This is a genomic window from Micromonospora sp. IBHARD004, assembly GCF_052814115.1.
Genome location: NZ_CP199934.1, coordinates 5,928,787 through 5,941,070, shown reverse-complemented (window position 1 = coordinate 5,941,070; position 12,284 = coordinate 5,928,787). Strand labels below are relative to the sequence as shown.

General features: G+C 69.8%; 10 protein-coding genes. 6 read left to right on the top strand and 4 right to left on the bottom strand.

Going from position 1 to position 12,284, the window contains the following annotated elements; all coding sequences use genetic code 11:
• Positions 1-26 precede the first annotated feature (26 nt).
• Complete coding sequence (locus ACTWO6_RS28870) at positions 27-761, bottom strand: PIG-L deacetylase family protein (RefSeq protein WP_446216870.1); 735 nt, start codon at positions 759-761, stop codon at positions 27-29.
• Positions 762-1,191: 430 nt separating this feature from the next.
• Between ACTWO6_RS28870 and ACTWO6_RS28865 the strand changes: the two genes are divergently transcribed.
• The 5 genes from ACTWO6_RS28865 to ACTWO6_RS28845 all read left to right on the top strand — a co-directional run bounded on the left by ACTWO6_RS28865 (position 1,192) and on the right by ACTWO6_RS28845 (position 6,936).
• Positions 1,192-2,832, top strand: a complete 1,641-nt coding sequence (locus ACTWO6_RS28865) for a peptide ABC transporter substrate-binding protein (protein WP_446216869.1) — start codon at positions 1,192-1,194, stop codon at positions 2,830-2,832.
• 146 nt (positions 2,833-2,978) lie between these two features.
• Positions 2,979-3,905: an ABC transporter permease gene (locus ACTWO6_RS28860; RefSeq protein WP_446216868.1), complete on the top strand. Its 927-nt coding sequence runs from the start codon at positions 2,979-2,981 to the stop codon at positions 3,903-3,905.
• Complete coding sequence (locus ACTWO6_RS28855) at positions 3,898-4,875, top strand: ABC transporter permease (protein ID WP_446216867.1); 978 nt, start codon at positions 3,898-3,900, stop codon at positions 4,873-4,875. Before ACTWO6_RS28860 ends, ACTWO6_RS28855 begins: the two co-directional genes overlap by 8 nt.
• A 26-nt stretch (positions 4,876-4,901) precedes the next feature.
• Positions 4,902-5,930: an ABC transporter ATP-binding protein gene (locus ACTWO6_RS28850; RefSeq protein WP_446220806.1), complete on the top strand. Its 1,029-nt coding sequence runs from the start codon at positions 4,902-4,904 to the stop codon at positions 5,928-5,930.
• Positions 5,923-6,936: an ABC transporter ATP-binding protein gene (locus ACTWO6_RS28845; RefSeq protein ID WP_446216866.1), complete on the top strand. Its 1,014-nt coding sequence runs from the start codon at positions 5,923-5,925 to the stop codon at positions 6,934-6,936. Before ACTWO6_RS28850 ends, ACTWO6_RS28845 begins: the two co-directional genes overlap by 8 nt.
• Before the next feature lie 105 nt (positions 6,937-7,041).
• Here the strand turns inward: ACTWO6_RS28845 and ACTWO6_RS28840 are convergent, their stop codons facing one another.
• The gene (locus ACTWO6_RS28840; protein WP_446216865.1) at positions 7,042-7,395 is read right to left on the bottom strand and encodes a chorismate mutase; all 354 of its coding nucleotides are present in this window, start codon (positions 7,393-7,395) and stop codon (positions 7,042-7,044) included.
• Between the two features lie 311 nt (positions 7,396-7,706).
• Here ACTWO6_RS28840 and pcrA point away from each other — a divergent pair, with 311 nt between their 5' ends.
• Entirely contained in the window at positions 7,707-10,112 is a 2,406-nt protein-coding gene (gene pcrA, locus ACTWO6_RS28835; RefSeq protein ID WP_446216864.1) for a DNA helicase PcrA, read from the top strand.
• A gap of 64 nt (positions 10,113-10,176) precedes the next feature.
• On the opposite strand, the gene ACTWO6_RS28830 is transcribed toward pcrA, so the two are convergent.
• Positions 10,177-10,950 carry a M23 family metallopeptidase gene (locus ACTWO6_RS28830; RefSeq protein WP_446216863.1) on the bottom strand — a complete coding sequence of 258 codons (774 nt, stop codon included), beginning with the start codon at positions 10,948-10,950 and terminating at the stop codon, positions 10,177-10,179.
• Between the two features lie 262 nt (positions 10,951-11,212).
• Positions 11,213-11,929 (bottom strand): M23 family metallopeptidase, encoded by a 717-nt coding sequence (locus ACTWO6_RS28825; protein ID WP_446216862.1) that lies wholly within the window; start codon positions 11,927-11,929, stop codon positions 11,213-11,215.
• Positions 11,930-12,284: the final 355 nt, after the last annotated feature.

The window sequence follows — 12,284 nt, the reverse complement described above, 5'->3', positions numbered from 1 at the left end:
CGTGGGCGGTGGGTGGCCGGCGCCGGTCACTCGGTGCGGAGCACGGTGAACGCCTCGGCCAGCCGGCCGGCGGGCAGGCCGGCGTTCTCGGCCACGGTGGTGAGCCGGTCGCGTATCCAGGTCTCCACGTCGAAGTGCGCGGTCTGCGAACGGTGGGCCCGCATCGCGGCGACCTTCCGGTCGACGTACGCGGTGACGTCCACGGCGTGGTCCGGAGCGGGGCCGCCGGCGTACCAGATCTCCCGGACGACCCACGGCTCCAGCCCCTCGGCCAGCAGCTCCGGGAAGGCGAAGCGGTTGCGCGCGTCCGGGTAGACCGCGCAGGTGGTGGCCTCGCCGACCGCCAGGTGGTCCGGGTGGCTCGGCCCGGCGAGGTGCTCCCAGCGGCGCAGCGGCGAACTGGTGAGCACCCGGTCCGGCCGGAACCGCCGGATCGCCGCAGCGACCTGCCGGCGCATGGTCAGGCTGGGGGTGAGCGTCCCGTCGGCGTGGCCGTCGAGGAAGTCGACCCGGTGTACGCCGACCACGGCGGCGGCGGCCCGCTGCTCCCGTTCGCGCAGCCGGGGCATCTCCTCGCGCGGCGTGTCGTCGAAGCCGCCGGAGCCACCCCGGGTGACGACGAGGTACGCGACCTCGACACCCTCCTCCACCCAGCCGGCGATGGTGCCCGCACAGCCGAAGTCGACATCATCCGGATGGGCAAATACGGCCAGCGCCCGCTCGACGTCGGGCAGCGCCGGAGCGGAGGCAGGGAAGCTCACAGGGACCGAGAGTACGTGTCGTCCTCGACCGATGTGACCGTGTCTTTCCTGTTCAGAGTGGTCCGACTCGCCTGTTTCATGATCTTTTCTCAGGTATCGGCAACGTGGCGACCAACTAACGGCTTGATAACGGCACCTTCACGTAATGGGCAGGTGAGTGTCACAGTGGCAACACCTCACCCCCGGTGTGAGGCACCCCGTCGGGCCCCGCCGACCACGTGACGCCGTCTTTTCGTCGCGGAACGTGGCCGTCGACCCTGCGCGGTGCCGCTCGGCGAGGGTGTGGTGCCCGGCGGATCGGTACCCCTGGGGTGTCCCGATTTCCTCTGCGGTAAACCGTCGACCTGTGGTCCGGGTCGGCGGCGGTGTCACCCCCACACGTGCGTGAAACCCACGACGGAACCAGGTCAGAAAGAGGAGGCCCCTCGGAATGAGAGTCTCGAAGCGGGCGAGCGGCGCCCTCGCGGTGGGCGCGGCATTCGCGCTCGTCGCGTCCGGCTGCTCCAGCAGCGACAACAACGGCGGCGAGACCGGCGCGAGCGCCGACGGCGCGATCGTCATCGACGGCACCCAGCCGGAGAACCCCCTGGTTCCGGCGAACACCACCGAGACCGGTGGCGGCGCGATCATCGACTGGATGTGGACCGGTCTGGTCGAGTACCCGAACAACGGTGGCGCGCCGCAGAACGCGCTCGCCGAGTCGATCGACACGACCGACTCCAAGGTCTTCAAGATCAAGATCAAGCAGAACACCAAGTTCCACGACGGCACCACCGTCAAGGCCGAGAGCTTCGTCAAGGCCTGGAACTGGGCGGCCTACGGGCCGAACGGCGCGCAGAACGCGAGCTTCTTCGCCGACATCCAGGGCTTCGGCGACGTCTACACCGAGGACCCGGACGGCCCGGACGGCCCGAAGAAGGCCCCGGAGCCGAAGGCCAAGGAGATGTCCGGCCTCAAGGTCGTCGACGACTGGAACTTCGAGGTCACGCTGAGCGCGCCGACCGCCGTGTTCCCGACCAAGCTCGGCTACAGCGCCTTCATGCCGCTGCCGGACTCCTTCTTCAGCGATGTCACGAAGTTCGGCAAGAACCCGATCGGTAACGGCCCGGTCAAGTTCGTGTCGTGGCAGGACGACGTCGACATCAAGCTCACCCGCTTCGACGACTACCAGCTGCGCGACAAGATGAAGATCAAGGACGTCACCGTCAAGATCTACCAGGACGACACGGCGGCCTACAACGACCTGGTCTCCAACAACCTGGACTTCCAGCAGCAGGTCCCGGTCTCCTCGCTGGCCGGCGACAAGTGGAAGACCGACCTGGGCGACCGGGCCATCGCGTCCACCACGCCGTCGACGGGCATCATCGCCTTCCCGATCTACGACAAGCGCTTCCAGAACCCGAAGCTGCGCAAGGCGATCTCGCTCTCCATCGACCGGCAGTCGATCACCGACAAGATCTTCTTCGGTAACCGCAAGCCGGCCGACAGCTGGGCCAACCCGCTGACCCCGGGTGCCGAGCCGGGCAACTGCACCGCCTGCAAGTTCGACGTGGCCCAGGCCAAGCAGCTCCTCAACGAGGCCGGTGGCTTCACCGGCAAGCTGACCCTGTCGTACAACGCGGACGCCAGCCACAAGGAGTGGATGGAGGCGGTTGCCCAGCAGATCAAGACCAACCTGGGCATCGACGCCGTCGCCGTCGGCGTGCCGACCTTCGCGGTCTTCCGGGCCAACATCAACGCCTACAAGATGACCGGCGCCTACCGGGCCGGCTGGCAGCAGGACTACCCGGACGTGGAGAACTGGATCAACCCGCTCTACGTGACCGGTGGCTCCTCGAACGACGGCAAGTACAGCAACCCGCAGGTCGACGCCCTCGCCAAGGAGGCCTCCGCGGCCCCCAGCATCGAGGAGTCGCACAAGAAGTTCGCTGAGGCCGTCAAGATCATCGACCAGGAAGTTCCGTCGATGCCGATCTACTTCGGTGGCCAGCAGTCCGGCCACTCGGAGAAGATCAAGAAGATGGAGCTGAACAACGTCGGCGAACTCGACCTCACCTCGGTCGAGCTCTGATCCGAACGGTCTGACCCCGGGTCGGGCTCGCCTACCGGTGAGCCCGACCCGGGGCCGTTCCGCGAGGGGGTGTACAACAAACCCCTCGCACGTTGTCACCACCGTGTCGGCTGCCCCGACGCGCCCCCTGTCTGGAGGACCACCCCATGGGCCGTTATCTCTTGAGACGGCTGCTGCAACTCGTCCCGGTCTTCATCGGTACGACGTTCCTGATCTACTGGCTCGTCTGGTCGGTGCCCGGCGACCCCTTCGCCGGCAAGTGCGGCGACCGCGGTTGCCCGCCCAACTTCCGGGCGATGATGACCGAGAAGTACCATCTCGACCAGTCGATCTGGGTGCAGTACGCCAGCTACATGAAGAACCTTTTCCAGGGTGACTTCGGCGTCACGTTCAGCGGTCGTTCGATCAACGACATCATCGTGACGTCCTACCCCAACACCCTGAAGCTGGCTGTGGTCGCGCTCGCCATCGAGGCCGTGATCGGTCTCGGCGCCGGCGTGCTGACCGGTCTCCGACGCAACGGCTTCCTGGACAACCTGGTCCTGGTCGCCACCCTCTTCCTGATCGCGCTGCCGGTCTTCGTGATCGGCTTCGTGCTCCAGTGGTTCTTCGGCGTCAAGTGGGGGATCGTCCACCCGACGGTCTCCAACGAGATGCGCTTCTCCGAGCTGATCCTTCCGGGCTTCGTGCTCGGCAGCGCCTCGATGGCGTACATCGCCCGGGTGGCGCGGACCAGCATCGCGGAGAACCGCCGCGCCGACTACGTCCGGACCGCCATCGCCAAGGGCCTGCCCATGCGTCGGGTGGTGGGCGTGCACCTGCTGCGCAACTCGCTGATCCCGGTCGTCACCCTGCTCGGCACCGACCTCGGCGCGCTGATGGGTGGCGCCATCATCACCGAGGGCATCTTCGGCATCAACGGCATCGGCCGCCAGGTCCTCCGGGCCATCGTCACCAAGGAAAGCGCTACGGTTGTCTCCATCGTGGTGGTCCTGGTGCTCGTCTATCTCCTGATGAACCTGCTGGTGGACCTGCTCTACGCCGCCCTGGACCCGAGGATTCGCTATGAGTGACCCGAGTGCCGCTTCCCTTGTCAGCACCCCCCGTCCCGAGCAGCCGACCGAGATCGGCGCCCCGACCAACGCCGGCCTGCCGGAGAGCGCCCGCAAGGAGAAGCCGCGTGGCCTCCTGGGTGACGCGTGGCGGGACCTGCGCCGCAAGCCGCTGTTCTGGATCTCCGCCACGTTCATCCTGGTCTTCGTGCTGATGGCCGCGTTCCCGTCCCTGTTCACCTCTGGTGACGCGGTCAACGGTGCGCTGGAGCGCAGCCGGGTGGAGCCGTCGGCGGACGCCTGGTTCGGCTACGACGTGCAGGGCCGCGATGTCTACGCCCGGACGATCTACGGCGCCCGCGCGTCGATCGTGGTGGCGCTGCTGTCCGTGATCGGCACCCTGCTGTTCGGTGGCACGATGGGCATCATCGCCGGCTACAAGGGCGGCTGGGTTGACGGCCTGCTCTCCCGCATCGCCGACATCTTCTTCGGCCTGCCGTTCGTGCTCGGCGCGATCGTCATCCTGACCACGTTCAACGGCTCGGGCACGGACAACAACGAGTGGCAGATCATGGGCCTGGTGATCATGTCGCTGGTCGTCCTGAGCTGGCCGGTCGTGATGCGGCTGATGCGCTCCTCGGTGCTCGCCACCAAGGAGGCCGACTACATCGTGGCGGCCCGGGCCCTCGGCGCCGGCAGCGGTCGGATCATCCTCAAGCACCTGCTGCCGAACTGCCTGGCCCCGCTGCTGGTCTACGGCACGATCATGGTCGGCTCCTTCATCGGCGCCGAGGCCACCCTGTCTTTCCTGGGTATCGGGCTGAAGACCCCGGTCGTGTCCTGGGGAATCATGATCAGCGAAGCGCAGAACTACCTCCGGGTCTCGCCCTTCCTGCTCTTCTTCCCCGCCGCGTTCCTCGTCACCGCCGTGCTGAGCTTCGTGATGCTCGGCGAGGCGGTCCGCGAGGCCCTCGACCCGAAGCTCCGATAGGGGAGACTGAGTTGTCCGACATTCTCGTGTCCGAGCAGAGCGCGCCGGGCGCCGACGGATCCGGCCGCCCCTCCGGCCGCTTGCTGGAGGTCGACGGCCTGCGGGTGGAGTTCCGCACCCGGGACGGCGTCGCCAAGGTCATCAACGGAGTCACGTACCACGTCGACGCGGGAGAGACCCTCGCCGTGCTCGGCGAGTCCGGCTCCGGTAAGAGCGTCACCGCGCAGACCATCATGGGCATCCTGGACACCCCGCCCGGCTTCGTCACCGGCGGTCAGGTCCGCTTCCACGGCAAGGACATGCTCAAGATGTCCGCCGAGGAGCGCCGCCGCATCCGCGGCGAGGGCATCGCGATGATCTTCCAGGACTCGCTCTCCGCGTTGAACCCGGTCTTCACCGTCGGTTTCCAGATCGCCGAGCAGTTCCGCATCCGGCGCGGCCTGAGCCGCGCGGACGCGAAGAAGCGCGCGATCGAGATGCTCGACCAGGTCAAGATTCCCAACGCCAAGGGCCGGTTCAGCAACTACCCGCACCAGTTCTCCGGCGGTATGCGACAGCGCGCGATGATCGCGATGTCGCTGGCGCTCGACCCGGAGGTGCTGATCGCGGACGAGCCGACCACCGCGCTGGACGTGACCGTGCAGGCCCAGATCATGGACCTGCTCGGCGAGCTCCAGCGGGAGCGGCGGATGGGCATGATCCTGATCACCCACGACCTCGGCGTGGTCGCCGACGTCGCGGACCGGATCGCGGTCATGTACGCCGGCCGGATCGTCGAGGAAGCCGACGTGTACGACCTGTACGCCAAGCCGGCGCACCCGTACACGCTCGGCCTGCTGAACTCGATCCCGCGGATGGACGAGAAGGGGCAGGAGCTCCGCACCATCAAGGGCCTTCCGCCGAACCTGATGAACATCCCGCCGGGCTGCCCGTTCAACCCGCGCTGCCCCATGGCGCAGCCGGTGTGCCGGGAGAAGGTGCCCCCGCTGCTGCAGATCGGCAGGGCTCGGGCCAGCGCCTGCCACTTCGCCGAGGAGCTCGTGAACCGTGACTGAGAACATCATCGAGGTCCGTGACCTGGTCAAGCACTACCCCGTCACCCGCGGGATCGTGTTCAAGAAGACCATCGGTCAGGTCAAGGCGGTCGACGGCGTCTCCTTCGAGCTGAAAGCCGGCGAGACGCTGGGCGTGGTGGGCGAGTCCGGCTGCGGCAAGTCGACGCTGGCCCGGGTTCTGATGAACCTGGAGAAGCCGACCGCCGGCAGCGTGCTCTACAAGGGGCAGGACATCTCCAAGCTCTCCGGCGGTGCGCTGCGGCGGCTGCGCCGGCAGATCCAGCTGGTGATGCAGGACCCGTACACCTCGCTGAACCCCCGGATGACGGTGGGTGACCTGATCGGCGAGCCGTTCGAGATCCACCCCGAGGTGGCCCCGAAGGGCAGTCGCCGGAACAAGGTCAAGGAGCTGCTCGACCTGGTCGGCCTCAACCCGGAGCACATCAACCGGTACCCGCACCAGTTCTCCGGCGGCCAGCGGCAGCGCATCGGCATCGCCCGGGCGCTCGCGCTGCGGCCGGAGATCATCGTCTGCGACGAGCCGGTCTCGGCCCTGGACGTGTCGATCCAGGCGCAGGTGATGAACCTGCTGGAGAATCTCCAGAACGAGTTCGGCCTGTCGTACGTCTTCATCGCCCACGACCTCTCGGTCGTGCGCCACCTCTCCGACCGGGTCGCGGTGATGTACCTGGGCAAGATGGTGGAGATCGGCACCGAGGACGAGATCTACGAGCGGCCGACCCACCCGTACACCCAGGCGCTGCTCTCGGCGGTGCCGGTGCCGGACCCGACGCTGCGGGACAACAAGGCGATCATCCGGCTCACCGGTGACGTCCCCTCCCCGGTGAGCCCGCCCTCGGGCTGCCGGTTCCGCACCCGCTGCTGGAAGGCGCAGGACATCTGCGCCCAGGAGGTGCCGCTGCTGCAGATCCGGCGGGGCTCGGACCACCCGACCGCCTGCCACTTCGCGGAGAAGCGCGAGATCGTCGCCACCCACCAGGCGTGATCCGTCCGAACCGCCTGCCGGCGTCAGCCCGACGCCGGCAGGCGGTTCGTCGCATCCGGGTCCGGTCGCGCCGGACCGGGCCCGCCGGGGCCGGCACGGCCCTCCTCAGAGGGGGCCGCGGCCGGCGCGGAGCAGCAGCAGCGCGAGCTGCGTCCCGTCCGCGCCGAGCGCCTGCCGGAACCGCTCCAGGATCTCCCGCTCCCGGGAGAGCACCAGGCGGGTGCCGCCGGAGGCGAGCCGGGTGGCCCCCACCTCCTGGGAGAGGGCGGCCCGCTCCTGCCACAGCGCGATGATGGTGCGGTCGATCTCGTCGATCCGCTCCCGGATCTCCACGATCCGCTCGGCGGCCGCCGAGTCGTCGGTGCCGGTCCGGGCGGTCGCGGCCGCCGTCGGACCCGGGTCGGCCCGGTCGTGGTCCCTCGCCAGGCCGCCGCTCTGCTCCGCCACGTCAGTCATCATCGTCGTACCCCTCGGGTGTCGGGCCCGGTGCCCGGATCCCGGGACGAAAAAGCCCCGGGCTCTCCGAGCCCGGGGCTTTTTCGCAGGTCTTGTGATCAGGCGCGACCTACGGCTGCCGGACTCCCGGTGCCGTAGTAAAAGTAGAAGCGCTGATCGAACACGCCGCCGAGTATGCCGAGCCGGGGCCGGGGGCGCAAGCATTCCCGCCAACAGGTGGGACGGGGCACGTTTCCGCCCCGGGTGACGGCTTCGTCTCGTCAGGGCGTGCGCGGGCGGGAAGTGTCCGTCCGGCGGCATAGACTCGCCGTGCGATGCATCCTCTCTTCGACATCCCCGCGTCCCCGCCCGCGCCGGAGCCCCGGCCGACCCCGCCGCACCGGCCCGGGTCCGCCGCCGCCCGGCTGGACCCGCAGGCCCTCCTCGCCGGGCTGAACGGGCCGCAGCGCGACGCCGTCACGCACGCGGGTTCGCCCCTGCTGATCGTGGCCGGCGCCGGTTCCGGCAAGACCCGGGTGCTGACCAACCGGATCGCGTACCTGCTCGCCGCGCGGGACGTGCACCCGGGCGAGATCATCGCGATCACCTTCACCAACAAGGCCGCCGGCGAGATGAAGGAGCGGGTGGCCGCCCTGGTCGGGCGTCGGGCCCGGCTGATGTGGGTGTCGACGTTCCACTCCGCCTGCGTCCGGATCCTGCGCGCCGAGCACGAGCACGCAGGGCTGAAGTCGACGTTCTCGATCTACGACGCGGACGACTCGCGCCGGCTGATGCAGATGGTGGCCCGGGAGCTCGACCTCGACCCGAAGCGCTACCCGGCGCGCGGGCTCGCCGCCCAGGTCTCCAACCTGAAGAACGAGCTGGTCGACCCGGAGGCGTTCGCCGCCCGGGCCAAGGGGCCCAACGAGCGGGCGCTGGCCGAGGCGTACACGCTCTACCAGCGGCGACTGCGCGAGGCGCACGCGCTGGATTTCGACGACCTGATCATGACGACGGTGCACCTGCTCCAGTCGCACCCGCACGTCGCGGAGAGCTACCGACGCCGGTTCCGGCACGTCCTGGTCGACGAGTACCAGGACACCAACCACGCCCAGTACGTGCTGATCAAGGAGCTGGTCTCCGGCACCGAGGGGATCGAGCCGGCCGAGCTCTGCGTGGTCGGCGACGCCGACCAGTCGATCTACGCGTTCCGGGGCGCGACCATCCGCAACATCCTGGAGTTCGAGCGGGACTTCACCGACGCCCGGACGATCCTGCTGGAGCAGAACTACCGCTCCACCCAGACGATCCTCAACGCCGCCAACGCGGTCATCGACCGGAACACCTCCCGCAAGCCCAAGCGGCTCTGGAGCGACGCCGGTGACGGCGAGCAGATCGTGGCGTACGTCGCCGACACCGAGCACGCCGAGGCGGACTGGGTGGCCCGGGAGATCGACCGGCTGGTCGACGACGGCGAGACCCGCCCCGGCGACGTCGCGGTCTTCTACCGCACCAACGCCCAGTCCCGGGTCTTCGAGGAGGTGTTCATCCGGGTCGGCCTGCCGTACAAGGTGGTCGGCGGGGTGCGCTTCTACGAGCGCAAGGAGGTCCGCGACGCGCTGGCCTACCTGCGCGCGGTGGTCAACGACGACGACACGGTCAGCCTGCGCCGGATCCTGAACACCCCCCGCCGCGGCATCGGCGACCGGGCGGAGGCGTGCGTGGAGGCGCTCTCCAGCCGGGACCGGATCTCCTTCGGGGCGGCGCTGCGCCGGGCCAAGGACGCGCCGGGCATCTCCACCCGGGCGGCCAACGGCATCGCCGAGTTCGTCGCGCTGCTCGACGGCGCCCGGGAGCTGGCCGAGACCGGCACCCCGGAGGAGGTGCTGGAGGCGCTGCTGACCCGCTCGGGCTACCTGACCGAGCTGGAGGAGAGCCTCGACCCGCAGGACGCCGGCCGGGTGGACAACCTCCAGGAGCTGGTCAGCGTCGCCCGGGAGTACACCGAGCGGATCGAGGCGCTGGGCGAGGAGGGGGAGCGGGCCACCCTGGCCGGCTTCCTGGAGCAGGTGGCGCTGGTCGCCGACGCCGACCAGATCCCCTCCGACGACCCGGACCATCAGGGCGTGGTCACCCTGATGACCCTGCACACCGCGAAGGGCCTGGAGTTCCCGGTGGTCTTCCTGACCGGCCTGGAGGACGGCGTCTTCCCGCACCTGCGCTCGCTCGGCGACACCCGCGAGCTGGAGGAGGAGCGCCGGCTCGCGTACGTGGGCATCACCCGGGCCCGGCAGCGGCTCTACCTGTCCCGGTCGGTCACCCGCTCGGCCTGGGGGCAGCCGGCCTACAACCCGCCGTCCCGGTTCCTGGAGGAGCTGCCGCCGGATCTGGTCCGGTGGGAGCGCACCGAGGGGTCGTACACCTCGTGGGCCGGCGGGGGCGGCGGCGTCGGCGGGCGGGCGGACCGCGCGCCCGGCGGGCGGGGCGGCTTCACCGGCGGCACCCCGAAGGCGGCGCAGCTGGCGAAGCGGCTCGGCGTGGACGCCAGCCGGCTCGCCACCGCCAGCGAGCTGCCCCAGGGGCCGAAGGTGGCGGCCGGCGACCGGGTCAACCACCAGCGCTACGGCCTCGGCCGGGTGCTCGCCGTGGAGGGGCACGGCCCGGGCGCCCGGGCGCAGATCGACTTCGGCGACCAGACCATGTGGCTGGTCCTGCGGCACGCCCCGATCGACAAGCTCTGAACGACCACGAAGGGCCCGGGCCGGCGAACCGCCGGACCGGGCCCTGTCACGTGCTCCGCGACCGTCAGCAGGCCACGTCGATGCCCCGGGCGCGCAGGAACGGCGCCGGGTCGATCTGGTTCCACATCGCGCCCTTGTGCACCTCGAAGTGCAGGTGCGGGCCGGTGGCGTCACCGGTGGCGCCCTCGTAGCCGATCACCTCGCCGGCGCTGACCTTCTCGCCCACGCTGACCGCGATGCGGCTCTGGTGGGCGTAGTGGGTCAGGTAGCCGTTGCCGTGGTCGATGAAGACGGAGTTGCCATACCCGTCGCCGACGTCGCCGGCCTTCACCACCGTGCCCGCGGCGGCGGCGTGGATCGGGGTGCCCGCGGGCATCGCGAAGTCGATGCCGGCGTGCAGGGTGCCCCACCGCTGCCCGTAGCAGGAGGTGATCTCGGCGCCCTTCATCGGGATGACCCAGGAGGGCTTCGGCTTGGTGGTCTTCTTCGGCGTCGGCTTGGCGGTGGCCGCCTTCGGCGCTGGCTTCGGGCTGGCCGTCGAGGGGCTCGGCGACGGGCTGGTCGGGGTCGCGGACGGGCTGACCGGGGCGGTCGACTCGCGGACGGCGCGGTCGGCGCGGGCGGCGGCCTCGGCGCGGGCCTGGGCGTCGAAGTCGACGGCGGCGGGGGTCGGTGTGCCGTGGTCGGCGGTGGCGACGGAGACGCCGCCGAGGCCCAGGCCGATCAGCGCCACCGCGCCGACGACGAAGTATGTGCTGCGCCGGCCCGTCCGCTTGCGCGCCCGGTGCCGGGGGACGTCCTGGGTGGTCTCGTTCTGGACGGGGCTGTCTTCCTGCACGGACGGACCTTCACAGTCGAGGGGCACTTGACCTCGAAATACTGGTGTCGGCCCGGTCGGTGCCGGGTACTGGCTCCGGAGGGCGGCCGGGGCCGCTGACGACTCCCGCCCCGGTTTCGTCCCGCACGGGTGTTCTGGCCCGGAAAACGATCATGCCCTGCTGTGTCCCCGCTCACAGTTGTGGCTGTGATCCGGCAGACTTCGCGCCAACGAAAACCGCCCGGATCGGGTGATCCGGGCGGTGGGCGGACGATACGCAGCGTCAGGACGCGGCTACCTCGCTGTAGAGTGCCTCGGTTTCGAGCTGGATGTCCGCTCCGCGGTCCTGGAGCCACGGCACCGGGTCCTGTGGTTGCCCGTTGACATGGATCTCCAGGTGCAGGTGTGAGCCGTAGGAGTGCCCGGTGTTGCCGACCAGGCCGAGCTGGTCGCCGGCCTTGACCTGCTGGCCCTCCTGAACGCTCACCGCGGAGGAGTGGCCGTAGATGGCCTCGCTGCCGTCCGGGTGCTGGACGATCACCGCGTAGCCGTAGCCGCCGAACCAGCCGGCCTTGGTGACGGTGCCGGCGTGGATCGCGACGTACGGCGTGCCCTCCGGGGCGACCAGGTCCACGCCGGTGTGCATTTTGCCCCAGCGCATGCCGAAGGGCGAGTTGAAGTCGTAGCCGTGCAGGGGGAGCAGCCAGACGTCCTGCTCGGCCCCGGCCTTGGCGACCTGGCTGTACCGGCTGTCGCGGTCGGCGGCGTCGGCGTCGGCGCGGGCCGCGGCGTCCTGGCTGGTGATCGAGGCCTGCTTGAGCTCGTCGAGGACCGACGGGCTGACGCTCTTGGCGTCCGGCAGGGCGTTCGCGCCGAGCGCGACGAGGCCGGCCCCGACGAAGGCGGTGGTGACGACCGCGGCGTAGCGGCTCCGCGGGGGGGTGGGTACGCGGCGACGGCCGCGATATCTATCGGGCTCAGACGACAGGCGCTGGCGCACGCACACCCTCCGTTGTCGGGGTTCCGATGCGGTCGGCCGGCGCCCGTGAAGCTCGGGTGAACGTCGGCTGGCCGCGTCGTCACCCGTCCGTGGACCTGATGACAACCGTGGCCACGTTAGCCAACTGCCACTCCGGTCACAAGCCGAAGCGCCGAATTGGTGTTTCGTTCTGTCCCTTTCCGTCCGCTGATGTCATAGCTCGGACCGCCGGACGGATGGCCCGTTGACCGCCCGTTCGTCGCGCACAGTGACCGTTCGGCGGAGGCGTCCGACTTCCGGCTGGTGCGGTGCGAGGCTATGGGTGCAGCCCGGGTTCCCGGCTCCAGGGCGGCCGGGTTACCGTTCGTTCAGGTGA